This window comes from Pseudomonas sp. UBA6323, assembly GCF_002439135.1.
Classification (GTDB): Bacteria; Pseudomonadota; Gammaproteobacteria; order Pseudomonadales; family Pseudomonadaceae; genus Aquipseudomonas.
In genome coordinates, this window is sequence record NZ_DJSX01000078.1 from 16,502 (window position 1) to 42,185 (window position 25,684).

Sequence of the window (25,684 nt, forward strand, 5' to 3'; positions counted from 1 at the left end):
CCAGCATTCAGCGTGCGACGATCAATGGATGACCGCGTTCGGGATGAGTCTGCACCAGGACTTCCAGACCGAACACGGCCTGCAGAGGCTCGGCACGCAATACCTCGGCAGGCGTGCCCAGCGCATGCGCCCTGCCCTCTTCCAGCAACAACAGGCGATCACAATAGCGTGCAGCCAGATTCAGGTCGTGGAGGACCACCAGCACGGCCGCACCGGATTCGGCCAGGCGGCGAACCGCCTGCAGGCAGGTATGCTGATGCAGCGGATCGAGCATCGAGGTCGGCTCGTCGAGCAGCAGAATCTGCCCCTCACCACCCGGCCACAACTGCGCCAGCACCCGCGCCAGGTGCACGCGCTGACGCTCGCCGCCAGACAGGGCCAGGTAGCTGCGACCCGTCAGGTGAGCGGCGTCGGCCGCCTGCAGCGCCTCCTTGATGATCTGCGCATCGCGCACGCGCCCGCTGTCATGCGGCAGGCGCCCCATGGCGACCACTTCCTCGACGCGGAAGGCGAAATTCAGGCTCGAACTCTGCGGCAGTACGGCCAGGCGCCGTGCCCGCTGCGGCCCGGACCAGTCATCGAGCGCACGCTGATCCAGCGTCACCTGCCCGGCACTGGCCGGCAGCTCGCCAGTCATCGCTGCCAACAGAGTGCTCTTGCCCGCACCGTTCGGCCCCAGCACGCCCAGTAGTTCGCCCGGGCGCAGCTGCAGGTCGATGCCACTGAGCACCACCTGCTGCCCGCGGCGAATTTCCAGCTGTTCGACTCGCAGCATCAGCTTCGCCCCCGCACCAGCAGATAGAGGAAGAACGGCGCGCCGATCAGCGCCGTGACGATACCGATCGGCAACTCGGCCGGCGCCAGCGCCAGACGCGCGACCAGATCGGCCAGCAGCAACAGGCTCGCCCCGGCGAGCGCGGATGCCGGCAACAATAGGCGATGATCGGGGCCGACCAGCAGACGCATCAGGTGCGGCACCACCAGACCGATGAAGCCGATCAGACCGGCGGCGGCCACCGCTGCGCCGACACCCAGCGCGGTGCAGAACACCAGTTCGCGCTTGAGTCGCTCGACATCGAAACCGAGGTGGCGTGCCTCCGACTCGCCCAGCAGCAAGGCATTCAATGCCCGTGCCCGCCGCGGCAGCCATGCCGCCACGGCCAGCGTGGCCAGCAACAGCGGCCAGAGCCGCACATAGCTGGCGCCATTGAGGCTGCCCAGGTTCCAGAACGTCAGGGTACGCAGGGTCGCATCGTCCGCCAGGTAGGTGAACAGGCCGATGGCCGCACCAGCCAGTGCAGTCAAGGCAATGCCTGCCAGCAGCATGGTCGCCACATTGGTCTGCCCGTCACGCCGGCCCAGGCGATAGACCAGCGCTGTCACCAGCAAGCCGCCAACGAAGGCGCAGACCGACAACAAATAGGGCGCGAAGGCTTCGGGTAAACCGCCGAGAGCAGCGCCACCGACGATGGCCACCGCGGCGCCCAGTGCCGCGCCGCTAGAGACACCGACCAGGCCGGGGTCGGCCAACGGGTTGCGAAACAGGCCCTGCATCGCCACACCGCACAGCGCCAGCACCATGCCAACCGCCAGGCCAAGCAAGGTGCGCGGCATGCGAATCTGCGCCAGGATCAGTTCCGCCTGCTGCACCGATGCATCCTCAGTAACCGGCAGGCCTAGCAGACGCAGCGTAGCACTCAGGGTATCCCCCAGAGGCAGGCTGACCGGCCCGAGCGCCAGCGAAAGCCACAACGCGAGCACGAGCAACAAGCCCAGTGCAATGAACAAAGGGCGCGTCGAAAAAGGTGAGGTCATGGCTCGCGTTTGGCTTCAGCAGTCAGGGGTTGGCTGGCAGGATAAAAGCCTGCGGCGAGCATCGCCAGCCCATCCGGTACGCGCGGCCCAAGGCCGCCAACCAGCAGGGTCGGGTCGAGCGCCAGCAAACGTCCCTCGCGCGCCGCGCGGGTAGCGGCCAGGGCCGGGTTCTGCTGCAGCAGGGCCTGCCTCGCGGCATCGCCTTCCAGGGCGCGATCAGCCACCACCACGACCTGAGGATCAAGCGCCAGCAGCGCTTCGCTGGACAACGCCTTATAGCCAGTGTGGCTGGCCAGGTTGCGCCCACCGGCGCGGCTGATCAGCCAGTCGGCCGCAGTATCGGTGCCACCCACCAGCGGGCTGCCACCGGCATGCCCGAGCAGCAGCAACACGCCGGGGGCGTCCTGGCTGCGCCGGGCTTGCTCGACCCATTGCCGCTGGGTCTGCAAGCGCACCTGGTAATCGGCAAAGGCGCGTTGCGCCACCGCCTCATCACCGAGCAAATGTCCCAGGCGCTGCAGGTTGGCCTGCAGACTGTCCAGTTCGGCCCGTGCCGTCAGGCGCTCGATGCGCACGCCAGCCGCCGCCAGTTGCTCCAGCACCGGCGGCGGGCCCATTTCGTCGCTGCCGAGCAGCAGATCAGGGCGCAGAGCGAGAATGCCCTCAGCCGCCAGTTGACGCTGATAACCGACGCTGGGCAGTTTGCTCAATGACGCCGGATGCCGACTGGTGGTATCGACACCCACCAGCTTGTTTTCACCGCCCAGCAACACCACCCACTCGCTCAGGGCTCCGCCGGAGCTTACCCAGCGCTGCGGCAATGGCTCGTCAGCCAGCGCCAGATTGGGAAACAGCAGAACGGCCGCCAGGCCGCCCAGAATATTCGCAAGACGCATGGTCTCGACTCCTCGAACGTAACATCGACCGGCCCCTGCGGGGGAACCGGCACGGATCAGGCCAGCACCGGCAGCGACTCGACCAGCTCGCGCCAGTCGTCACGCTCGGCCATGCCGGGCTTGCGCGCGCCGAACAGCTGGACCACCAGCTCGCCGTCTGCGTCGAAGGCCTCCAGGCTGGTGATCACGCCGTCGACACTGGGTTTGCGCACACGCCACAGCTCGACCACGCCGCAGGTCTGCAGGTGCAGGTTGAAGTCGGGGTCAAGCACGTTGAACCAACTGTCCATCCAGCGCAGGTTGTTCACCGTACCGGTGTGAATCTGGATGCAGTGGCGGTTGCCGACGAACACCATGATCGGCACTTCACGGGCAGCCGCCTGCTCCATCAGCACCGTCAGTTCGGAGGTCGCCAGCGGCTGCGCCCATTGCTCGCCCGCCAGGCGCAACGCCTGGGTGCGGGCCACCTGATGTTTTTTCAGCAGGGCGAAGAAATGGTGGGTGTCCTGCAGCGTCGCCCAACCCTCACGCAGCGCCTGAGTGTCGATATCGACATCGGCCTTGCGCGCCGGTGCGGCGGGCGGTGGCAGCAATTGCAGCTCGGCGCTCTGCTCGCCGGCGAAGCGCTCGATCAGCGGTTGCCAGGCGTCCAGCTCACTACGCTCGGTCAGGTACACCTTGTGCACGGCAACACCCTGTTGGTCGAACACCTGGATGCTGCGCTGGGTACCCTTGGCGGTCTCCTCGGCGACAGCGAACACGCTGGCCCAGCCACCGAGAAACAGACGCAGGTCGATATCGGCGGATACCACCAGGCCCATCTGCCCGGAGGCGGAAACGCTCACCTCGCGGTACAGCCCCTTGCGCTCATGCACGCAGTGCTCGTTGCGGGTCAGCACCATCACATGCCCCAGCTCGCCGAGCGCCGGCAGCAGCGCGGCCCAGTCCGGGCGAAGGCGCCGGGTATCGATGCCAAGACGGCTGGCAGTCAGTTCAGCCTCGCTGACACCCAGCTGCGCTGCTGCTTCGCGGGCGCGCAGTCGGGGTTGCTCATCACGTAGCGCTTGCCAGGCCTGGTACAGATCGGCAGTCGGTGCGGCCAGGGTGTTTGCGGTACTCATCGGGACGTTCCTCTCTCACGGGTTATCCACTCCGGCGACGACGCGAGCGCGTGCCGACACAGCAGTGCAATTTGCGAGAAAGATAATCTACCTGAGAATTATTTGCATCAGATAAATAATCTGGTTAACGTCTTGCGCCGTCGCCAACCAGGCAGTCGCAGAACTGCCAAGCATGCAATGGAGTATCACCATGCTCGTTCGCCCGCCCTACGCTCGCCGTCCCTGGCTCGCGCTGCTGTTGCTGTGCCCTTCCCTGGCTCTGGCCGATACGCCGACCGAGTTGCCAGATGTCGAAGTCACCGCTGCTGCGGCCAAACAGCCGCTGCCAACCACCACCCAGACCGATGCACAAACGCTGGAACGCCGTCAGATCCGCAGCTTCGACGACCTGTCGCGACGCGCGGAGCCTGGGGTGAACTTCAACCGCAGCAACAACAGCATCAACATCCGCGGCCTGGACCGCGATCGCGTGCTGACCACCATCGACGGCATTCGCATGCCCTGGCTGAACGACGCAGTGCGAGAAGTGAATGGCGGCCTGGACAGCATCGATTTCCAGAGCCTGTCCTCGATCGACGTGGTGCGCGGTGCCAACTCCAGCCAGGTTGGCTCCGGCGCCCTGGGTGGCGCGCTGCAGCTGCGCACGCTGAACCCGGACGACCTGCTGGGCGACAAGGACGAGTTCGCCGGCCTGATCAAGAACGACTACGACAGCGCCGATCGTAGCTGGGGGCTCAATGCCGCGCTGGCCGGTCGCTTCAACGACACTTCCTGGTTGCTCCAGGCTGGCGGACGCAAGGGTCACGAGCTCGACACCCAGGGCAACCGCGATGTGCTGGGCACCCAGCGTACCGAGGCCAACCCCAGCGATACCGATCAGCACAGCCTGCTGCTCAAGGTTCAGCAAAAGCTCGACGGCGGGCACCGCGTCGGTGTAACCGCCGAACTGTTCGAACGCACCGAGGACATGGACAGCCGCATCAACCAGGGCACCGCCAACTACCCTCGGCACTACGACACCCGCGAGAACAACGAGCGCAAACGTCTGTCCTTCGACCACCAGTACCGTTCCGAAAACACGGATGGCCTGCTGGACTGGGCCGACACCATCGTCTACTGGCAGAAACTGCGCCGCGAGGATGAGGTGGATGCGATCCGCGCCGGGACCCTGGCCGGCCCCTTTGGCCGCGACAACGAGATCGAGAAAACCCAGTACGGCGTCACCAGCAGCCTGGGCAAGCAGTTGGGCCAGCACAACCTGACCCTGGGCGCGGAGTGGAGCCGCGTCGAGGCCGAGCAGTACAGCGGCGGCTACGATGCCTGCCCCAGCGTACTGGTGCCGCCCTTCCCGCCGCGCCCGGACAGCACGCCGGCTGGCATCTACTTCTCCTGCATCAACCTGCATACCAACCAGGCCGAGATGCCGAAAACACCGGGCAATCTGTATGGCCTCTACCTGAAAGACGACATCGCCCTCAGCGACACCCTGACCCTGACACCGGGCGTGCGTTACGACCGTTACGAATACAAGCCCAAGAGCGGCACCAGCGGTTACGTGCTGGCCGGCGACAGCGTGATGCTCACCGAGAACAAGGATTCCAACTGGTCCGGCAGCCTGCTGCTGACCTGGCAGGCGCACGAGCTGGCTACCCTCTACGCGCAGTGGGCGCAGGGTTTCAAGGCACCGGACATCAACGAGCTGTACAGCACCTTCACCAACTCCGGCATGGGCTACGCGCGGGTCGGCAACCCCAACCTCAAGCCCGAGGAGAGCACCGGCTACGAGGTCGGCGCACGCCTGGGCGACAGCCGGCTGGGTGGCTCCATCAGCCTGTTCGACAACCGCTACAAGAACTTCATCGACAGTATCACGGCCAATGAAGAGGATTACGGCTTCGAGCCGGGCGAGTTCCCGACCTTCTTCGAGGTCATGGAAAACCGCGACAAGGTGCGCATCTATGGCGCAGAAGGCACCGCACACTGGCAGTTCGCGTCCTCCTGGCAGGCCTGGACCTCGGTCGCTTGGGCCGTGGGCAAGGATCGCGAGACCAAGCAGCACCTGAACTCGGTCGCCCCGCTGACCGGCACCCTCGGCCTCAGCTACACCCAGCAGCACTACGGCGCGGACCTGATGCTGACCGCCGCACGCCGCCGCGACAAGGTCGAGAACGACGGTGACTTCCAGGCCCCCGGCTACGGCGTGGTCGATCTCACCGGCTACTGGCAACCGGCAGCACTGGACGGCGTCAGGCTGCAGGCCGGCCTGTTCAACCTGTTCGACAAGAAGTACTGGAACGCCCTCAACGTGCCCAGCGCTGGCGGCCGCACCACGCCGCAACCGGTCGACTATTACAGCGAGCCAGGTCGCAGCTTCCGCGTGTCGGCATCCTGGCAGTTCTAGAAACGCTTACGCAGCTCCCGAGTTCCACTTGGCGCATGGATGCGCCCTCCTCCTTCCTGCGGGATAATCCGCACCTGTTGCGGCGCTATGCGCCACCTTCTCCCGCCGGGAGAAGGTCATCAGAGGTCGTCACCCGGCGACTTCAAGCTAACGGGAAACCGCGATGATCCGCTTGTGTGCACCTCAGGAGCTGGCCGAAGGCCAGAGCCGGGGCTTTACCATCGACCAACTTGACCTGCTCGCCGTGCGCAGGGACGGCCGGGTGCATGCCTACCTCAACCGCTGCCCACATCGCGGCATCGCCCTGGAATGGCAGAAGGATGCCTTTCTCGATGACAGCGGCAGCCTGATCCGCTGCGCCACCCACGGCGCGCTGTTTCTGATCGAAAGTGGCGAATGCGTGGCGGGGCCTTGCGAGGGGCAGGCGCTGCAACTGCTGGTGTGTCGGGAAGATGCCGAAGGTATCTGGATCGAAGATGCTGCGGCCAGGTAGCCAATCCGGGGATAGGCGAAAACTGAATTCCCGGATTGCATCCGGGCTACGTCACCATCTCGTCCACCGCGCTACCGAAACCGCGCACCCTACGTGAGGACTTCCAGCCGGCGCGTCAAGGCTATGCCCTCGGGACTGAGCTCGGCGCCATAAGCCAGCACCTCCACGCCCGCGGCCTTGGCATCGCGCAGGCCGGCGGCGTAAGCCGGATCGATCTCCTCCGCCGCGCGCACGGCGCGAATGCCCGAGAGGTTCACGCAATACAGCTGCACCGTGCGCACGCCGGCAAGTGCCAGCGCCGCCAGCTCGCGCAGATGCTTGGCGCCGCGCTGCGTCACCGCATCGGGAAAGGCAGCCACATCACTGCCATCGAAGCCCAGCGTCACGCTCTTGACCTCGACATAGACCAGCCCATTCGGGTAATCCAGGCGAAAATCGGCGCGGCTGTTTTCCACGCCGTAAGCCACCTCGCGCTTGAGCGCGGTAAAGCCGGCCAGCTCGGTGATCAGCCCGGCACGCAGCGCTTCTTCCACCAGCGTATTGGCCCGCGCAGTGTTGATGCAGGCCAGGCGCCCCTGTGGCGTTTCGCTGATTTCCCAGCTGCCCGGCAGCTTGCGCTTGGGATCGTTGCTGCGGCTGAACCACACCCGACAACCTTCGCTCATGCAATTGAGCATCGAACCGGTGTTGGCGCAGTGGATGGTCAGCAGCTCACCGCTGGCCGTCTCGATATCGGCGAGAAAACGCTTGTAGCGGCGCAGCAGACGGCCCTGTTCCAGCGGCGGATCAAAGCGCATCGGGTTGCCAGCTTTTCAGGCCGCGGGCGATACGCTCGACTGCCTGCTGCAGGCGTTCGACATTCTGCGTGTAGGCGAAACGCACATGGTGCCCGGCCTGGTAACGGCCGAAATCCAGGCCCGGGGTGAAGGCCACATGCTCGGTTTCGATGAAGTGACGGCAGAAAGCGAAGGCGTCGCCGCCAAAGGCGCTGATGTCTGCATATAGATAGAAGGCGCCTTCAGGCGTAGCGGCGATACCGAAGCCCAGCTCGCGCAGCGCCGGCAACAGATAGTCGCGGCGACGCTGAAATTCGTGGCGGCGCTCTTCGAGGATCGCCAGCGTGGCCGGTTCGAAGCAGGCCAGCGCGGCATGCTGGGCCATGCTCGGTGCGCTGATGTAGAGGTTCTGCGCCAGCTTTTCCAGCTCCGGCACGGCAGCATCGGGGGCTACCAGCCAGCCCAGGCGCCAGCCGGTCATGCCGAAATATTTGGAGAAACTATTGAGGACAAAGGCATCGTCGTCCACCTCAAGCACGCTCGGGGCATCGCAGCCGTAGGTCAGGCCGTGGTAGATCTCGTCCACCACCAAATGGCCGCCACGCTGCTTGAGGCAGGTCGACAGGGCCGCCAGCTCGTCCTTGTGCAGCAAGGTGCCGGTTGGATTGGCAGGCGAGGCCACCAGTGCGCCGACGCTGCCCGCGTCCCAGTGCCGCTCCACCAGTTGCGGGGTCAGTTGGTAACGCACGTCCGGGCCGACCGGCACCAGTTGCGCGGCGCCTTCGACCAGGCGCAGGAAGTGACGGTTGCACGGATAGCCCGGGTCGGCCAGCAACCAGTGCTTGCCCGGGTCGACCAGCAGGCTGGCGGCCAGCAGCAGCGCACCGGAGCCACCCGGCGTAACCAGAATGCGCTGCGGATCGACGTTCAGGCGGTAACGCTCGGCGTAAAAGCCGGCAATCGCCTCGCGCAGCTGCGGCAGGCCACGGGCCGCGGTGTAGCGCGTATGCCCGGCGCCCAGCGCGGCCTGACCGGCACGGATGATCGGCTCGGCGGTGGTGAAGTCCGGCTCGCCGATCTCCAGGTGAATCACATCGTGGCCGGCCGCCTGCAGCTCGTTGGCTCGCGCCAGCAAGGCCATCACATGGAAGGGTTCGATGGCGCGACTGCGCCCGCTGTAGAGCTGAGCCATGGGTCTGTCTTCACAATTGCAAGGCGCGGATTCTAGCAGGGCCGCTTGCCGCCACGGCAAGGGCGCCAAAGCGCCGCTACGCTTGCCAGCCAGGCCCATGCAGATTTCGTTCACACCCCGAACAAGGCAGAGACAACCGGGAGTAGCGCGCCCCGATTCGATCTGGTAAGTTCGCCGGCTTGCAGTCGCAGGGCCGGACAAACGCCTGGCAATGGAATAACCTGCGCGATGGATTCGAAAGAGTGAGAGGCGTCATCCATGCCCACAAAAGAAAAAGCCCAAAGCACCAGCCAGCTGATTCGTGGTTTCGAGCCTTATCAAGAGAAGAAAGGCGAGGAATACATGAGCGAGCCGATGCGCGCTCACTTCACCAGCATCCTCAATAAGTGGAAGCTGGAGCTGATGCAGGAAGTCGACCGCACCGTGCACCACATGCAGGACGAAGCGGCCAACTTCCCCGATCCGGCGGACCGCGCCAGCCAGGAAGAAGAATTCAGCCTGGAGCTGCGTGCCCGTGATCGTGAGCGCAAGCTGATCAAGAAGATCGACGAGACCCTGCAGCTGATCGAAGACGAAGACTACGGCTGGTGCGACTCCTGCGGCGTCGAGATCGGCATTCGCCGCCTCGAAGCCCGCCCGACCGCGACCCTTTGCATCGACTGCAAGACGCTGGCGGAAATCAAGGAAAAGCAGATCGGTTCCTGATCTGACGACGGGGCGCTTAGGCGCCCCGCTCTGTTTCTGGCCTTCGCTGCATGAACACAGCCTATATCGGGCGCTTCGCCCCTACGCCCAGCGGCTACCTGCATTTTGGCTCGCTGGTCGCCGCCCTCGCCTCCTATCTCGACGCCCGCGCTGTTGGCGGTCGCTGGCTGCTGCGCATGGAAGATCTCGACCCACCGCGGGAAGTGCCCGGTGCACAGGATGCGATCCTGCGCACCCTGGAATGCTACGGCTTCGAGTGGGACGGTGAGCTGATACGCCAGAGCGAGCGCCACGCCGAATACGCCGCAATGATCGCCCGCCTGTTCAGCCAGGGGCTGGCCTACGCCTGCATCTGTTCACGCAAGCAGCTCGAAGGTTACGCCGGCATCTATCCGGGCTTTTGCCGCAACGCCTGCCACCCTGATCACGACGCGGCCATCCGCCTGCGCGTGCCGGAGCTGGACTACCACTTCGTCGATCGCGTGCAGGGCGAATTTCGTCAGCATTTGGGCCGTGAAGTCGGCGACTTCGTGATCCGACGGCGTGATGGCTTGTTCGCCTATCAGCTCGCCGTGGTGCTGGACGATGCCTGGCAGGGCGTGACCGACGTGGTGCGTGGCGCCGACCTGCTCGACTCGACGCCGCGCCAGCTGTATCTGCAGGAATTGCTCGGGCTGCCGCAACCGCGCTACCTGCACGTGCCGCTGATCATCCAGCCGGATGGCCACAAGCTGGGCAAGAGCTACCGTTCGCCGCCGCTCCCCGCCGATCAGGCCGGGCCTCTGCTGCTGCGGGCGCTGCGGGCGCTGGGCCAGCAACCGCTCGCCGAGCTGCAAGGCGCAGCGCCTGCCGAGCTGCTCGCCTGGGGTATCGCCAACTGGGACGCCACGCGCATTCCCCGCAGCCGCACCCTGGCTGAAGCGCAATTGAAATAGGCGTAGCCCGGATGCAATCCGGGAACGAGGGTGCAGACATCTGTGGATTTCATTCGGGCTGCGCGCTAGATACGCAGGCTTCAAGTTTGTGGCTTGAAGCGCGCGGCTTCCTTTACCATCGCGACATCTTTCGACGAGATGTCACATGTATATCTACCGACTGGTTCTGATCCTGGTAGTGGGGATCTACCTGTTCTCACCGGCCATCATGGATTGGTGGATCGACCCCAATGGCGCCTGGTACCGGCCTTATCTGCTGTGGCTGATCCTGATCGTCGTCACCTTCATTCTTCAGAGCCAACGCGATGCTGACGAGCTTTAGCCTGAGCGAACTGATCCTGATCAGCGCCGGCTATCTGCTGATGCTGTTCGGGGTCGCCTGGGTCAGTGAAAAGGGCCTTATCCCCCGCTGGATCATCCGCCACCCGCTGACCTACACCCTGTCGCTGGGCGTGTACGCCAGCGCCTGGGCCTTCTACGGCACGGTCGGCCTGGCCTACCAGTACGGTTACGGCTTTCTCGCCAGCTACCTCGGGGTTTCCGGCGCCTTCCTGCTGGCACCGGTGCTGCTCTATCCGATCCTGCGCATCACCCGCACCTACCAGCTGTCATCGTTGGCCGATCTGTTCGCCTTCCGCTTTCGCAGCACCTGGGCCGGCGCCCTGACCACCTTATTCATGCTGATTGGCGTGCTGCCGCTGCTGGCCCTGCAGATCCAGGCGGTGGCCGACTCCATCGGCATCCTCAGCCGCGAGCCGCTGCAGGAAAAAGTGGCGCTGAGCTACTGCGGGCTGATCATCCTGTTCACCATCCTGTTCGGCGCGCGCCATATCGCCACGCGCGAGAAGCACGAGGGCCTGGTGTTCGCCATCGCCTTCGAGTCGCTGGTCAAGCTGGTCGCCCTCGGCGTGATCGGCTGGTACGCGCTGTATCAGGTGTTCGGCGGCCCGCGTGAGCTGGAACTTTGGCTGGTGCAAAACCAGGCGGCACTGGCCACGCTGCATACGCCGCTGCAGGAAGGTCCGTGGCGCACCCTGCTGCTGGTGTTCTTCGCCTCGGCCATCGTCATGCCGCACATGTACCACATGACCTTCACCGAGAACCTCAACCCGCGCGCCATGGTCAGCGCCAGCTGGGGCCTGCCACTGTTCCTGCTGCTGATGAGCTTGGCCGTGCCATTGATTCTCTGGGCCGGCCTCAAGCTCGGGGCGACCACCAACCCCGAGTACTTCACCCTGGGCTTGGGTATCGCGGTCAACAGCGAAACCCTGGCCCTGCTCGCCTATGTCGGCGGTCTGTCGGCATCCAGCGGCCTGATCATCGTCTCGACCCTGGCGCTGTCCGGCATGGCGCTGAACCACCTGGTGCTGCCGCTCTACCAACCGCCAGCCGAAGGCAACATCTACCGCTGGCTGAAGTGGACGCGGCGAGCGCTGATCGTGGCCATCATCATGGCCGGCTACGGCTTCTACCTGCTGCTCGGCGCCCAGCAAGATCTGGCCAACCTGGGCATCGTCGCCTTCGTCGCCACCTTGCAGTTCCTGCCCGGCGTACTGTCGGTGCTGTATTGGCAGACGGCCAATCGCCGCGGTTTCCTCGCCGGCCTGCTGGCGGGCATCAGCGTCTGGGCACTGACCATGCTGCTGCCGCTGCTGGGCAATCTGGAAGGCTTCTACCTGCCCCTGTTCAACGTCATCTATGTGCTCGATGACGCCAGCTGGCACTTGGCGGCCATCGCCTCACTGGCGGCCAACGTCCTAATGTTCACCCTGGTCTCGCTGTTCACCGAGGCCAGCCCCGAGGAAAAGAGCGCCGCCGAGGCCTGCGCCGTGGACAACGTGCGCCGCCCGCAGCGGCGCGAGCTGGTCGCCGTGTCGCCGCAGGACTTTGCCGCACAACTGGCCAAGCCGCTCGGCGCCAAGACCGCGCAGCGCGAAGTGGAACAGGCCCTGCGCGACCTGCACCTGCCCTTCGACGAGAGCCGCCCTTATGCCCTGCGCCGCCTGCGCGACCGTATCGAGGCCAACCTGTCCGGCCTGATGGGGCCGAGCGTGGCGCAGGACATCGTCGAAACCTTCCTTCCCTACAAGTCCGGCGCCGAAGGCTATGTCACCGAGGACATCCACTTCATCGAAAGCCGCCTGGAGGATTACCAGTCGCGCCTCACCGGCCTGGCCGCCGAGCTCGACGCCCTGCGTCGCTATCACCGCCAGACACTGCAGGAACTGCCCATGGGCGTGTGCTCGCTGGCCAAGGACCAGGAAATCCTGATGTGGAACCGGGCCATGGAAGAACTCACCGACATCCCCGCGCAACGCATCGTCGGTTCGCGCCTGAGCACCCTGGCCGAACCCTGGCAGAGCCTGCTGCAGGACTTCATCGAACGCCCCGACCAGCACCTGCACAAACAGCATCTGGCGCTCGACGGGCAGATTCGCTGGCTGAACCTGCACAAGGCAGCCATCGACGAACCACTGGCGCCCGGTAACAGTGGCCTGGTGCTGCTGGTCGAGGATCAGACCGAAACCCAGATGCTCGAAGATAAGCTGGTGCACTCCGAGCGCCTGGCCAGCATCGGCCGTCTCGCCGCCGGGGTCGCCCACGAGATCGGCAACCCGATCACTGGTATCGCCTGCCTGGCGCAGAACCTGCGCGAAGAACGCGAAAACGATGGCGAACTGACCGAAATCAGCGGGCAGATCCTGGAGCAGACTAAGCGTGTATCACGCATCGTCCAGTCGCTGATGAGCTTCGCCCACTCCGGCAGCCACCAGCGCAGCGACGAACCCGTGTGCCTGGCCGACGTGGCGCAGGACGCCATTGGCCTGCTGTCGCTGAACAAACGCAACTTCGATATCCAGTTCTACAACCTGTGCGATCCGCAGCACTGGGCCTGCGGCGACCCGCAGCGCCTGGCCCAGGTGCTGATCAACCTGCTGTCCAACGCGCGTGACGCCTCGCCACCCGGCGGCGCCATTCGCGTGCGCAGCGAGGCCAGCGAGCATACCGTCGACCTGATCGTCGAGGACGAAGGCAGCGGCATTCCCAAGGCGATCATCGACCAGCTGTTCGAACCCTTCTTCACCACCAAGGACCCCGGCGAGGGGACAGGCCTGGGCCTCGCGCTGGTCTATTCGATCGTGGAAGAGCATTATGGACAAATAACAATCGACAGCCCGGCCGACCCCGAGCGCCAACTGGGCACTCGCTTTCGGGTCACCCTGCCCAGGCGTGTCGAGGCGACGTCCGTAGCGATGTAAACAGCGATATAGGGTGCCAACGGCACCACCGTGACCGTCGAGAGATCGAATTAATGCCACATATTCTTATCGTCGAAGACGAAACCATTATCCGCTCTGCCTTGCGCCGCCTGCTCGAACGCAATCAGTACCAAGTCAGCGAAGCCGGCTCGGTACAGGAAGCCCAGGAGCGCTACAGCATTCCCACCTTTGACCTGATCGTCAGCGACCTGCGCCTGCCTGGCGCGCCGGGCACCGAACTGATCAAGCTGGCCGAAGGCACTCCGGTGCTGATCATGACCAGCTACGCCAGCCTGCGCTCGGCGGTGGACTCGATGAAAATGGGCGCGGTCGATTACATCGCCAAGCCCTTCGACCACGACGAGATGCTGCAGGCGGTCGCCCGCATCCTGCGCGACCGTCAGCAAGCCAGCAATGCCCCAGCGCCAGCCGCCAACAGCGCGCGCAGCGGCAATGCCGAGAAGACAGCGGACAACGCCAACGGCGAGATCGGCATTATCGGTTCCTGCGCCGCCATGCAGGAGCTCTACAGCAAGATTCGCAAGGTCGCCCCCACCGATTCCAACGTACTGGTGCAGGGCGAGTCCGGCACCGGCAAGGAGCTGGTCGCGCGCGCCCTGCACAACCTCTCCCGACGCGCCAAAGCGCCGTTGATTTCGGTGAACTGCGCCGCCATTCCGGAAACGCTGATCGAGTCCGAACTGTTCGGCCACGAGAAAGGCGCCTTCACCGGTGCCAGCGCCGGGCGTGCCGGCCTGGTGGAAGCGGCCGACGGCGGCACGCTGTTCCTCGACGAAATCGGCGAACTGCCGCTGGAAGCTCAGGCGCGACTGCTGCGTGTACTGCAGGAAGGCGAAATTCGCCGGGTCGGCTCGGTGCAATCGCAGAAGGTGGATGTGCGCCTGATCGCCGCCACCCACCGCGACCTGAAGACGCTGGCCAAGACCGGTCAGTTCCGCGAAGACCTTTATTACCGCCTGCACGTCATCGCCCTCAAGCTACCGGCGCTGCGCGAGCGCGGCAGCGACGTGATCGAGATCGCTCAGGCCTTTCTGGTCCGCCAGTACACGCGTATGGGCCGCGAACCGCTGCGTTTCGCCCATGATGCCGAGCAGGCGATCCGTCATTACTCCTGGCCAGGTAACGTGCGCGAACTGGAAAACGCCATCGAGCGCGCGGTGATTCTCTGCGAGGGCGCGGAAATTTCCGCCGATCTGCTGGGCATCGATATCGAGCTGGACGATCTGGATGACGAGGATTTCGGCCTGCCAGCGGCCGCCGGGCAGAGCGCTGGCAACAGTCACGAGCCTACCGAAGATCTGTCGCTGGAAGACTATTTCCAGCACTTCGTCCTCGAGCACCAGGACCACATGACCGAAACCGAGCTGGCTCGCAAACTGGGTATCAGCCGCAAATGCCTGTGGGAACGTCGTCAGCGCCTGGGCATTCCGCGACGCAAATCCGGCGTGAGCACCGGCCCTTGACATCACGGCACGGTGACAACCTGCCCACACATGGGTTCCACAGGTTGTTACCGTTTCAATATCTCGTAACAAAGGCCGGGGATAACGGTAACGAAAACCCGGCTTTTTTCTACCCCACCGAACTCCAAGATTGCCGCAAGCCTTTGATTTACAAGGAATCATAAAAACTGGCACGGCATCTGCTTTATCTCTGGCACAACAACAATAACAAGCAATGCCCTACACAATAAGAACAAGACGTAACGACTCCAGAACAACAAGAACAACAAGGTACGGAGGCGCAGCTAACTGATTCTTTTGGAGAGGAGTTGCCGCACGGGGTTCGCCCCAGCGACCAGGCTGAGAACAATAAAACTGCCCTAAGGCAGCGCCGGAACTGGTTGATAATGGCAGCATCAGCGTCCAAAGAAATCCGTTTGCTATTGGCTCCCCCTTCTAGGGAGCACCCGGTAAGCCACGGCGAGCCGGGAAGGGCCGAACAACAAAAACAACAGGCCCTCAATAACAATAAAAACAGAGCACGCACCAACTTGGGGGGGAGCTTCGGCTCCCCCAGTAGCTTCCGGTCCCAGAATCCCCGCCTGCCGCCCCTCTACACACCTTCTCCCTACACGATGCTAGAATCCGCAGCAATCATGCGGTCATCATTCCGTATGCCGTCGAAACAGGTTGCCGAAGCAGGCGCCAGCGTAGCCTTCAGGGCTCGAGAGCGAACCCATGGCTGCTGCCCTCAACGCCGCGATGCCCTCTAGGCAGCACCTCGACAGCATATGGAGCAGACCGGCCACTACTCCAAACAGTGCATCCCATGCTGAAAAAGCTGTTCAAGTCTTTCAACTCACCTCTGCGCCGTGCCCCACGCCCACGCAGCACTCCCGAAGTGCTGAGCAGTCGCCAGCATCCGCTCAATCGCAACGAGATCAGCCGTCACGCCATCAGCGTGGTCGAACGCCTGCAGAAGGCCGGCTACCAGGCCTATCTGGTCGGCGGCTGCGTACGCGACTTGCTGCTGGACATTGACCCCAAGGATTTCGATGTGGCCACCAGCGCCACGCCCGAGCAGGTACGGGCCGAGTTCCGTAACGCACGGGTGATCGGCCGCCGTTTCAAGCTGGCTCATGTGCACTTCGGCCGTGAGATCATCGAAGTGGCGACCTTCCGCGCCAACCACCCGCAAGGCGAGGAAGAGGAAAACAGCAACCAGGCCGCCCGCCACGAGAGCGGCCGCATCCTGCGCGACAACGTCTACGGCACCCTGGAAGACGACGCCCAGCGCCGCGACTTCACCATCAACGCGCTGTACTACGACCCGACCCAGGAACACATCCTCGACTACGCCCGAGGCATGCACGACGTGCGCAACCACCTGGTACGCCTGATCGGCGACCCGGAGCAGCGTTACCTGGAAGATCCGGTACGCATGCTGCGTGCGGTGCGCTTCGCCGCCAAGCTGGATTTCGAGATCGAGAAACACAGCGCCGCACCGATTCGCCGCCTGGCACCTATGCTGCGCGACATTCCCTCGGCGCGCCTGTTCGATGAAGTGCTCAAGCTGTTCCTCGCCGGTTACGCCGAGTACACCTTCGACCTGCTGCTCGAACATGACCTGTTCGCCCAACTGTTCCCGGCCAGCGGCGAGGCGCTCAAGCGCAATCCCGAGTACACCGAGAAGCTGATCCGCCAGGCCCTGATCAACACCGACGACCGCATCCACGACGGCAAGTCTGTGACGCCGGCGTTCCTCTTCGCCGCCCTGCTCTGGCCTGCGCTGCCGGCGCGCGTACTGCAGCTGCAGAGCAAGGGCATGCCGCCGATTCCGGCGATGCAGGAAGCCGCCCACGAGCTGATCGCCGAGCAATGCCAGCGCATCGCCGTACCCAAGCGCTTCACCATTCCGATTCGCGAGATCTGGGACATGCAGGAGCGCCTGCCGCGACGCAGCGGCAAACGTGCCGACCTGTTGTTGGAGAACCCGCGCTTTCGCGCCGGCTACGACTTCCTCCTGCTGCGCGAACTGGCAGGCGAGGACACCGGTGGTCTGGGCGAGTGGTGGACGGACTATCAGGACGCCGCCGACAGCGAGCGCCGGCAGATGATTCGCGACCTCGCCGGCAAGGGCGAGAGCACCGGCAATGCGCCGCGCAAACGTCGCCGCAACAACAATCGCCGCAAACGCAGCGAAAGCGGCGGCGAATGATGGAGCGGGTCTACATCGGCCTGGGCAGCAACCTGGCCGAACCCCTGCAGCAACTGCGCGCGGCCCTGAACGCTATCGCGCAATTGCCGCACAGCCGCTTGCAGGCACAATCCTCGTTCTACATCAGTGATCCGCTCGGTCCGGCAGACCAGCCGCGCTACGTCAACGCCGTGGCAGCGCTGGATACCGAGCTGGAGCCCTGGCAACTGCTCGAAGCCCTGCAGCGCATCGAGCAGGAGCAGGGCCGCGTGCGCAAGGCCGAGCGCTGGGGCCCGCGCACACTGGATCTGGATATCCTGCTGTTCGGTGAGCGCCTGCTCGACGACGAGCGCCTGACCGTGCCGCACTACCACATGCACGCCCGCCCCTTCGTGCTCTATCCGCTGGCCGAGCTGGCTGCCGAGCTGCAGTTGCCGGACGGCCGCAGCCTCAATGCCCTGCTGCAAGCCTGCCCCTTCAGTGGCCTGGAACGCCTGCCGCAGTAACCACCGATGGCTGTGTCAGCCTTCGCCCGAGCCATCGGTTACCCTCGCCTGCTACCCGCCGCAAGGCCGCACCAGCTCTAGCGCGGCCTTCTGCCGTCGGCATTGGCGGTAACGCCAGTAACAGGACGGTAACACCCGCAATTGACTTCGCGCCCCCCCATCAGGACTATAGGCGTCCCGTTGCCCAGCGACGGGCGCACCTTTGATGCCAATCCAGGCCGGATTGCAGCCAGATAGAAGCGGTATACCGAGCCTGAGCGAGGACCTTTGAAATGCCTGACGTTACCCTGACCACCCTGCAAAGCCTGAAGCAGAACGGCGAGAAGATCGCCATGCTGACCGCTTATGACGCCACTTTCGCCCAGGCCTGCTGTCAGGCCGGCGCTGAAGTGCTGCTGGTCGGCGACTCCCTGGGCATGGTGTTGCAGGGCCACGACAGCACCCTGCCGGTCACCGTCGACGAGATGGCCTATCACACCGCCAGCGTCAAACGCGGTAACAGCGGCGCGTTGATCATCGCCGACCTGCCGTTCATGGCCTACGCCACCAGCGAACAGACCCTGCTCAACAGCGCCAGGCTGATGCAGGCCGGCGCTCACGTGGTCAAGCTCGAAGGCGCCGGCTGGCTGGCCGAACCGATCCGCCTGCTGGCCGAGCGGGGCGTACCGGTGTGTGCGCACCTCGGGCTCACTCCACAGGCGGTGAACATCCTTGGGGGCTACAAGGTTCAGGGCCGCCAGGAAGCCCAGGCGCGCCAGATGCGCGCCGACGCCATGGCCCTGGAACAGGCCGGTGCCGCCATGCTGCTGCTCGAATGCGTTCCCAGCGAGCTGGCGACCGAGATCGCTCAGGCGGTGAAGATTCCGGTTATCGGCATTGGCGCCGGCCCTGGCACCGACGGCCAGGTACTGGTCCTGCACGACATGCTCGGCCTGTCGCTCTCGGGCCGCGTAGCCAAGTTCGTGCGTAACTTCATGGAAGGTCAGAGCAGCATTCAGGAGGCGCTGAGCGCCTACGTCAAGGCCGTGAAAGACGGCAGCTTCCCGGCAGCCGAACACGGTTTCTCCGCATGAACACGGTCAAGACCCTGCGCGAGCTGCGCGCTGCCGTGGCCCAGGCTCGGGCCGAGGGCAAGCAGATCGGCTTCGTGCCGACCATGGGCAACCTGCACGCCGGCCACGTGTCGCTGGTGCAGATCGCCGCCCAGCGCGCCGATTTCGTGGTCGCCAGCATCTTCGTCAACCCTCTGCAGTTCGGCGCTGGCGAGGATCTGGACAAGTACCCGCGCACGCTTGCCGCCGATCAGGAAAAGCTGCTGGCCGCCGGCTGCCATCTGCTGTTTCACCCCGATGTCGCCGAGATCTACCCGCACGGCATGGGCGACCAGGCTCGCGTCAGCGTTCCGGGCGTTTCCGAGGGGCTCTGTGGTGCCAGCCGTCCGGGGCATTTCGAGGGTGTGGCGACCGTGGTGACCAAGCTGTTCAATATGGTCCAGCCCGATCTGGCCGTGTTCGGCGAGAAGGACTACCAGCAACTGGCGGTGATCCGCGCGCTGGTGCAGGATCTGAACATGCCGATCCAGGTCATCGGCGCACCGACCCAGCGCGCCGAAGACGGCCTGGCCCTGTCCTCGCGCAACGGCTACCTCAGCGCCGGGCAACGCAGCGCCGCGCCAGCGCTGTATCGAGGCCTGCAAGCGATCGCCGATGAACTGCGCCGTGGCGCCCGTGACTACACGCGGCTCATCGATGCAGCTCAGGAGCAACAACGCGCAGCGGGCTTCGTTCCCGATTACCTGGAGATCCGCAACGCGGTGACGCTGCGTCCGGCACAGATCGACGATCGCCATCTGGTGATTCTCACCGCGGCACAGCTGGGCGGCACCCGCCTGATCGACAATCTTGTGGTTGAACTGCCGGGTCAGTAGCTGCCTCCAAAGGCAGACGGTTTACACTCATGGAGGCCCGGTTCGATCCGGGCCGTTGCTTTTGCGGATCAGGAGCTCCGATGGCCTACTACCAGCAGCCTCAAGACGTTACCACCCTGCCGGCCTGGCAGGCCCTGCAGCAGCACCGCGCGGAAATGGCCGGTTTCAGCATGCGCGATGCCTTCGCCGCGGACGCACGGCGCTTCCAGCGCTTTTCCCTCGATAGCTGTGGGTTACTCCTGGATTACTCGAAGAATTTGATCGACGAGCACGGCCTCGAGCTGCTGATTCAACTGGCCGATCAGGCCGGTCTGAACGAGGCCATTGCGGCCCTGTACAACGGTGAGCATGTCAATGCTTCAGAGGGTCGCGCTGCGCTGCATACCGCTCTGCGCAGCCCAATCGGCCGGCGCCTAGTGGTTGATGGCAATGACATCATCCCCGAGGTACACCGCGTCCTGAACCAGGTCACCGAGCTGGTCAGCCGCATTCACAGCGGTCTGTGGCGTGGCTACAGCGAGAAGCCGATCAAGGAAGTGGTGAACATCGGCATCGGCGGCTCCTTCCTCGGCCCGCAGCTGGTCTCCGAGGCGTTGCGCCCATTCACCCAACGCGGCGTGCGCTGCCATTACCTGGCCAATATCGATGGCAGCGAATTCCGTGAGCTGACCGCCCGCCTCGATCCGGAGACCACACTGTTCATCGTCTCCAGCAAGTCTTTCGGCACCCTGGAAACGCTGAAGAACACCCTGGCCGCACGCGACTGGTACCTGGCCATGGGCGGCCCGGAAGAGCAACTGCACCGCCACTTCATCGCCGTGACCAGCAACCGCAAGGCCGCCATCGAGTTCGGGATCGGCGAAGAAAATATCTTCCCCATGTGGGATTGGGTCGGTGGGCGCTATTCATTGTGGTCGGCCATCGGTCTGCCCATTGCCCTGGCCATCGGCGTGTCCAACTTCAAGGAACTGCTGGCCGGCGCCTATGCCATGGACCAGCACTTCACCCAGGCGCCACTGGCCGAGAACATGCCGGTGCTGATGGCCCTGCTGGGCATCTGGTACACCAATTTTTGGGGCGCTCAGAGCCACGCCATTCTGCCCTACGACCACTATCTTCGTAACTTCACCAAGCACCTGCAGCAGCTGGACATGGAGTCCAACGGCAAGAGCGTGCGCCAGGACGGCACGCCGCTGGACATCGCCACAGGGCCGATCATCTGGGGCGGCGTCGGCTGCAACGGTCAGCACGCCTACCACCAGCTGCTGCACCAGGGCCGCCTGCTGGTGCCGGCGGACTTCATCGTCCCGGTCAACAGTTACAACCCGCTCTCCGATCACCATCAGTGGTTGTTCGCCAACTGCCTGTCACAGGCCCAGGCGCTGATGCAGGGCAAGACCCGCGAAGAGGCCGAAGCCGAACTGCGTGCCAAGGGCATGAATGAGGACGACGTGCAACGCCTGGCGCCGCACAAGGTGATCCCAGGCAACCGGCCGAGCAACATCCTGGTGATGAACCGCATCGCCCCATTCAACCTCGGCGCGCTGGTAGCGTTGTACGAGCACAAGGTGTTCGTACAGAGTGCCATCTGGGGTATCAACGCCTTCGACCAGTGGGGCGTCGAGCTGGGCAAGGAGATGGGCAAGGAGGTCTACCAGCGCCTGACCGGCGCCAGCGACGAGACGGCCAGCGATGCGTCCACCCAGGGACTGATCGAGCACTTCCGCTCCCAGCATCGCGGTTGATCGTTCAGCTGCGGGCGCATCCGTGCGCCTAGCGGCAAAAGCGCTGACGATACTCCCCGGGCGTCGCCCCCAGCGCCCGGGAAAATGCCTGCCTAAGGTTGTACTCGTTGCCGAAGCCGCTGCTCTGCGCCACGCGCTTGAGCGACGCCTGGCCTGCCTCCAGCAACTGGCATGCACACTCCAGACGCAGGTGCAGCAGCAGCCGAGCCGGCGTCACTCCAAGTTCGGCCAGGCAATGACGATGCAGCGTACGCGGCGACATGCTCATGCAGGCCGCCATGCTCTCGACGTCCCAGGGGGTAGCCAGTGACTTGCGCAGCTCCGTCAGCAAGCGTTGCATCACGCCATCAGCAGGCGCCTGCTGGGCCAGCAACTCAGCGCTGAACTGGCGCTGCCCGCCGGGCCGTCTCAGGTACATCACCAGCCCCTTGGCCACTTGAAGCGAAACGTCACGCCCGTGGTCTTCCTCCACCAGACTCAGACAAAGGTCCATACCCGCAGTCACCCCAGCCGAGCTGTAGATGGCCCCGTCATGGACGAACAGACTGTCATGCAAGACCTCCACGTCTGGGTATAACCGCTGCAACAGCTCGGCATAGCGCCAATGGGTAACCATCTTGCGCCCCGTCATCAGACCGCTCTGCGCCAGCAGAAATGCGCCTGTGCACACCGAGGCACAGCGCGTCGCCTGTGACCCGGCTCGCATCAGCCACCGAGCGACATGCCCCTGCTGCAAGGCGCGTTGAACACCGTACCCGCCGGCAACCAGCAACGTGCTGTCGGTCACCTCCTGCGGCTCGGGCAACGGCTGGGTCTCTATCGACAGCCCGCTACTGGAGGCGACCAGACCGCCCTGCGGCGAGATCGCCTCTAACCGATAGGCCGGCCGCCTCTCTACCGGCAAGTGTTCATCCACAGCGGCAAATACGTCCGCCGGCCCGGTGGCATCGAGCAACTGAAACTCGGGAAATACCAGCAGCAGAACTCTGTGCGGCATCGTATCCCCTCCCGTAACCGATGGCAGGTTTTCACTCATTTATGACATATGTGCCGGGCACGCACACGCCAGACTGATCTCATTTCCCAAACAGAGGAATGACGTCATGTACAGAAGATGGCCACTGGCAGGCTTGCTGGGCTTGCTCTATTTCGCCGGTTACGTGAGCGCCACTGAAGCACGACTGCCCACCTACCAGCCGCGCTTTGAGCGCGAGCAGCCGGTGGTGGTCGTGATCGCACAGAACCAGATGACGGAGCTGACAGACTTTGTGGTGCCCCTCGGTGTTCTACGTCGATCCGGCGCGGCCAGGGTGCTGGCGGTGGCCACCGATCCGGGCGAGGTGCAATTGATGCCGGCACTCAGTGTGCGCGCCGAAGCCAGCATCACCGAGTTTCAGCGCAACTTCCCCCAAGGCGCCGATTACCTGATCGTGCCTGCCGTACATGATAGCCAGGAGCCCCGTTTGCTGGACTTCATCAGACAGCAAGCGGCGCTGGGCGCGAGCGTTATCGGCATCTGCGACGGTGTGCTGCCGCTGGCTCATGCCGGCCTGCTGCACGGACGCCGCGCCACAGGGCATTGGTACTCGCGTGACCAGCGCCTGGGCGACTTTCCGGACACCCTATGGCAGGAAAATCAGCGCTATGTGGTAGACGGCCAACTGATGACTACCGCTGGAGTCAGCGCAGCCCTGCCAGCCTCACTCGCGCTGGTCGAAGCCATTGCCGGCACGGCCAAAGCGCGCGCACTGGGCCGGGAGCTCGGGGTCGACGACTGGTCTACCCGCCATGACAGCGAGGCGTTCACCCTTGGCAGCCAGGGCTACCTGACGGCAGCGGGCAACTATATCGCGCGCTGGAAGCACGAAACCTTCGCCGTCACCCTGTTGCCCGGGATAGATGAAGTCAGCCTGGCACTGCGTGTGGATGCCTGGGCGCGCACCTTCCGCACCCAGGTGCTGGGCGTGGCCCGGCAGCCGGTATTCAGCGCCAGCGGGCTGGAGTTAATACCGCAGCGAAGCGACTCTAGCGAATTGCCAGAGTTGCCGGGCGGCGCTACGAGCACCGCGCAGACGCTCGATCAAGCACTCGCAGCAATCGCCAGTCGTTATGGTGCAGCGACCCAACGTCTGGTCGCCGCACAGCTTGAGTATGAGCAGAACGAACAGGCCCGGCAGCATGTCGAAATGTTTAAGCCTTGAACCAGGCGCCTGCCTGGGTGCACCCTTGTGACCGTCGCGGACAAACAATTACAAGGACCCCGCCATGTTCGAGATCACTCGCCATCCCGTGCAAGATGCCGTGCGCCAGCGCGCACACCTGGATAACGACGCCTACCTGCGTCTGTACCAGCAGTCCGTCGAGCAGCCCGATACCTTCTGGGCCGAGCAGGCCAAGGCTTTCCTCGACTGGTTCAAGCCCTGGGATCAAGTGCACGCCAGTGACCTGAAGCAGGGCCACGCCGAATGGTTCAAGGGCGGCCAACTCAACGTCGCCTACAACTGCATCGATCGCCATCTGGAACAACGCGGCGAACAGATCGCGATCATCTGGGAAGGCGACAACCCGGCCGAGTCGGCCCACATCACCTATAACAAGCTGCACCATAACGTCAGCCGCCTGGCCAACGTGCTGAAAAACCGTGGGGTGAAGAAAGGCGACCGGGTGTGCATCTACATGCCGATGGTCCCCGAGGCGGCCTACGCCATGCTCGCCTGCGCACGCATCGGCGCCGTGCATTCGGTGGTATTCGGCGGCTTCTCCCCCGATGCCTTGCGCGACCGCATTCTCGATGCCGACTGCCGCACCGTGATCACCGCCGATGAGGGTGTGCGCGGCGGCAAGTACATCCCGCTGAAAGCGAACGTCGACAAGGCCCTGCAAAGCTGCCCGGAGGTTTCTACCGTGGTGGTGGTCGAGCGCACCCAGGGTGACGTGGCCTGGGTGGAAGGCCGAGACATCTGGTACCACCAGGCGCTCAAGGAAGTCGATGCCGACTGCCCGGCCGAGCCGATGGACGCCGAAGATCCGCTGTTCATCCTCTATACCTCGGGCTCGACCGGCAAACCCAAGGGCGTGCTGCACACCACTGGCGGTTACCTGCTCGGCGCGGCGATGACCCACAAGTACGTGTTCGACTACCACGAGGGCGACATCTACTGGTGCACCGCCGATGTCGGCTGGGTTACCGGGCACAGCTACATCGTCTACGGCCCGCTGGCCAATGCCGCGACCACCCTGATGTTCGAGGGTGTGCCGAACTACCCGGACGCCTCGCGCTTCTGGCAGGTAATCGACAAACACCAGGTCAACACCTTCTACACCGCGCCGACCGCCCTGCGCGCATTGATGCGTGAGGGCGCGTCCCCGGTCAAGGGCACTTCGCGCAGCAGTCTGCGCCTACTCGGCACAGTGGGCGAGCCGATCAACCCCGAAGCCTGGGAATGGTATTTCCATGTGGTCGGCGACGCGCGCTGCCCCATCGTCGACACCTGGTGGCAGACCGAGACGGGCTCGATCCTGATCAGCCCGCTGCCCGGCGCTACCGATCTGAAACCGGGCTCGGCCACCCGCCCGTTCTTTGGCGTGCAACCCGTGCTGCTCGACGAGCAGGGCAAGGAGATCATTGGTGCGGGCGCAGGTGTGCTGGCAATCAAGGCCAGCTGGCCGAGCCAGATCCGCAGCGTCTATGGCGACCATCAGCGCATGGTCGACACCTACTTCAAGCCCTATCCCGGCTACTACTTCACCGGCGACGGCGCGCGCCGTGACGAGGATGGCTATTACTGGATCACCGGCCGCGTGGATGACGTGATCAACGTGTCCGGACACCGCATCGGCACCGCCGAGGTGGAGAGCGCACTGGTGCTGCACGATGCCGTGGCCGAAGCCGCCGTGGTCGGCTACCCGCACGATGTGAAGGGCCAGGGCATCTACGCCTACGTCACCCTGATGAACGGCCAGGAGCCTTCCGACGAGTTGAAGAAGGATCTGCTGACCCTGGTTGGCAAGGAAATCGGCAGCTTCGCCAAGCCGGAGCTGATCCAGTGGGCGCCAGGCCTGCCCAAGACCCGCTCGGGCAAGATCATGCGGCGTATCCTGCGCAAGATCGCCTGCAACGAGCTGGAGAACATGGGCGACACCTCCACCCTGGCCGACCCCAGCGTGGTCGACAGCCTGACCGAACAGCGTCTGAACCGATGAGCCTCGCGCCCGGCCCGAAAGGGCCGGGCGCACCTTGTCTTGTGCCTGC

At 64.4% G+C, this 25,684-nt stretch carries 21 protein-coding genes; 14 read left to right on the forward strand and 7 right to left on the reverse strand.

Annotation, left to right across the window (positions count from 1 at the left end):
- Positions 1 to 7 precede the first annotated feature (7 nt).
- From B3P22_RS19070 to B3P22_RS19085, 4 genes are read right to left on the reverse strand one after another with little or no spacing between them, the layout of a single operon-like run.
- Positions 8 to 775: a heme ABC transporter ATP-binding protein gene (locus B3P22_RS19070; RefSeq protein WP_296272143.1), complete on the reverse strand. Its 768-nt coding sequence runs from the start codon at positions 773 to 775 to the stop codon at positions 8 to 10.
- A complete protein-coding gene (locus B3P22_RS19075) occupies positions 775 to 1,761 on the reverse strand; it encodes a FecCD family ABC transporter permease (protein WP_296272181.1) in 987 nt (328 codons plus the stop codon). Before B3P22_RS19075 ends, B3P22_RS19070 begins: the two co-directional genes overlap by 1 nt.
- 50 nt (positions 1,762 to 1,811) lie before the next feature.
- Complete coding sequence (locus tag B3P22_RS19080; RefSeq protein WP_296272144.1) at positions 1,812 to 2,711, reverse strand: heme/hemin ABC transporter substrate-binding protein; 900 nt, start codon at positions 2,709 to 2,711, stop codon at positions 1,812 to 1,814.
- 56 nt (positions 2,712 to 2,767) lie between these two features.
- Positions 2,768 to 3,832, reverse strand: a complete 1,065-nt coding sequence (locus B3P22_RS19085; RefSeq protein WP_296272145.1) for a hemin-degrading factor — start codon at positions 3,830 to 3,832, stop codon at positions 2,768 to 2,770.
- 190 nt (positions 3,833 to 4,022) lie between these two features.
- Between B3P22_RS19085 and B3P22_RS19090 the strand changes: the two genes are divergently transcribed.
- Complete coding sequence (locus B3P22_RS19090; protein WP_296272146.1) at positions 4,023 to 6,233, forward strand: TonB-dependent hemoglobin/transferrin/lactoferrin family receptor; 2,211 nt, start codon at positions 4,023 to 4,025, stop codon at positions 6,231 to 6,233.
- Positions 6,234 to 6,396: 163 nt separating this feature from the next.
- Complete coding sequence (locus tag B3P22_RS19095) at positions 6,397 to 6,726, forward strand: Rieske (2Fe-2S) protein (protein WP_296272147.1); 330 nt, start codon at positions 6,397 to 6,399, stop codon at positions 6,724 to 6,726.
- An 89-nt stretch (positions 6,727 to 6,815) separates the two neighbouring features.
- Here the strand turns inward: B3P22_RS19095 and sfsA are convergent, their stop codons facing one another.
- Both sfsA and B3P22_RS19105 read right to left on the reverse strand, forming a co-directional pair.
- Positions 6,816 to 7,523 carry a DNA/RNA nuclease SfsA gene (gene sfsA, locus B3P22_RS19100; RefSeq protein ID WP_296272149.1) on the reverse strand — a complete coding sequence of 236 codons (708 nt, stop codon included), beginning with the start codon at positions 7,521 to 7,523 and terminating at the stop codon, positions 6,816 to 6,818.
- Positions 7,513 to 8,694, reverse strand: coding sequence for a pyridoxal phosphate-dependent aminotransferase (locus B3P22_RS19105; RefSeq protein WP_296272150.1), 1,182 nt, complete (start codon positions 8,692 to 8,694; stop codon positions 7,513 to 7,515). The genes sfsA and B3P22_RS19105 overlap by 11 nt, the downstream gene beginning before the upstream one ends.
- 258 nt (positions 8,695 to 8,952) lie before the next feature.
- Between B3P22_RS19105 and dksA the strand changes: the two genes are divergently transcribed.
- The 10 genes from dksA (at position 8,953) to pgi (ending at position 21,432) form a co-directional block, all read left to right on the forward strand.
- On the forward strand, positions 8,953 to 9,399 hold the full coding sequence (gene dksA / locus B3P22_RS19110; RefSeq protein ID WP_197859306.1) for an RNA polymerase-binding protein DksA: 447 nt from the start codon (positions 8,953 to 8,955) through the stop codon (positions 9,397 to 9,399).
- 50 nt (positions 9,400 to 9,449) lie between these two features.
- Positions 9,450 to 10,334, forward strand: a complete 885-nt coding sequence (gene gluQRS, locus B3P22_RS19115; RefSeq protein ID WP_296272152.1) for a tRNA glutamyl-Q(34) synthetase GluQRS — start codon at positions 9,450 to 9,452, stop codon at positions 10,332 to 10,334.
- A gap of 145 nt (positions 10,335 to 10,479) precedes the next feature.
- Complete coding sequence (locus B3P22_RS19120; protein ID WP_003244646.1) at positions 10,480 to 10,656, forward strand: hypothetical protein; 177 nt, start codon at positions 10,480 to 10,482, stop codon at positions 10,654 to 10,656.
- On the forward strand, positions 10,640 to 13,594 hold the full coding sequence (locus B3P22_RS19125) for a sensor histidine kinase (RefSeq protein WP_296272154.1): 2,955 nt from the start codon (positions 10,640 to 10,642) through the stop codon (positions 13,592 to 13,594). Before B3P22_RS19120 ends, B3P22_RS19125 begins: the two co-directional genes overlap by 17 nt.
- A 53-nt stretch (positions 13,595 to 13,647) precedes the next feature.
- The gene (locus tag B3P22_RS19130) at positions 13,648 to 15,078 is read left to right on the forward strand and encodes a sigma-54-dependent transcriptional regulator (protein ID WP_296272155.1); all 1,431 of its coding nucleotides are present in this window, start codon (positions 13,648 to 13,650) and stop codon (positions 15,076 to 15,078) included.
- An 808-nt stretch (positions 15,079 to 15,886) separates the two neighbouring features.
- A complete protein-coding gene (locus B3P22_RS19135) occupies positions 15,887 to 17,275 on the forward strand; it encodes a polynucleotide adenylyltransferase PcnB (RefSeq protein WP_296272157.1) in 1,389 nt (462 codons plus the stop codon).
- Positions 17,272 to 17,760 carry a 2-amino-4-hydroxy-6-hydroxymethyldihydropteridine diphosphokinase gene (folK, locus tag B3P22_RS19140; RefSeq protein ID WP_296272160.1) on the forward strand — a complete coding sequence of 163 codons (489 nt, stop codon included), beginning with the start codon at positions 17,272 to 17,274 and terminating at the stop codon, positions 17,758 to 17,760. The genes B3P22_RS19135 and folK overlap by 4 nt, the downstream gene beginning before the upstream one ends.
- A gap of 272 nt (positions 17,761 to 18,032) precedes the next feature.
- Positions 18,033 to 18,833, forward strand: a complete 801-nt coding sequence (gene panB / locus B3P22_RS19145) for a 3-methyl-2-oxobutanoate hydroxymethyltransferase (RefSeq protein WP_275546647.1) — start codon at positions 18,033 to 18,035, stop codon at positions 18,831 to 18,833.
- On the forward strand, positions 18,830 to 19,687 hold the full coding sequence (panC, locus tag B3P22_RS19150) for a pantoate--beta-alanine ligase (protein WP_296272162.1): 858 nt from the start codon (positions 18,830 to 18,832) through the stop codon (positions 19,685 to 19,687). Before panB ends, panC begins: the two co-directional genes overlap by 4 nt.
- A gap of 80 nt (positions 19,688 to 19,767) precedes the next feature.
- Positions 19,768 to 21,432 (forward strand): glucose-6-phosphate isomerase, encoded by a 1,665-nt coding sequence (gene pgi / locus B3P22_RS19155; RefSeq protein WP_296272163.1) that lies wholly within the window; start codon positions 19,768 to 19,770, stop codon positions 21,430 to 21,432.
- A 28-nt stretch (positions 21,433 to 21,460) separates the two neighbouring features.
- On the opposite strand, the gene B3P22_RS19160 is transcribed toward pgi, so the two are convergent.
- Positions 21,461 to 22,429, reverse strand: coding sequence for a GlxA family transcriptional regulator (locus tag B3P22_RS19160; RefSeq protein WP_296272164.1), 969 nt, complete (start codon positions 22,427 to 22,429; stop codon positions 21,461 to 21,463).
- Between the two features lie 106 nt (positions 22,430 to 22,535).
- Between B3P22_RS19160 and B3P22_RS19165 the strand changes: the two genes are divergently transcribed.
- Both B3P22_RS19165 and acs read left to right on the forward strand, forming a co-directional pair.
- Complete coding sequence (locus B3P22_RS19165) at positions 22,536 to 23,633, forward strand: DJ-1/PfpI family protein (RefSeq protein WP_296272165.1); 1,098 nt, start codon at positions 22,536 to 22,538, stop codon at positions 23,631 to 23,633.
- 64 nt (positions 23,634 to 23,697) lie between these two features.
- The gene (acs, locus tag B3P22_RS19170) at positions 23,698 to 25,635 is read left to right on the forward strand and encodes an acetate--CoA ligase (RefSeq protein WP_296272166.1); all 1,938 of its coding nucleotides are present in this window, start codon (positions 23,698 to 23,700) and stop codon (positions 25,633 to 25,635) included.
- Positions 25,636 to 25,684: the final 49 nt, after the last annotated feature.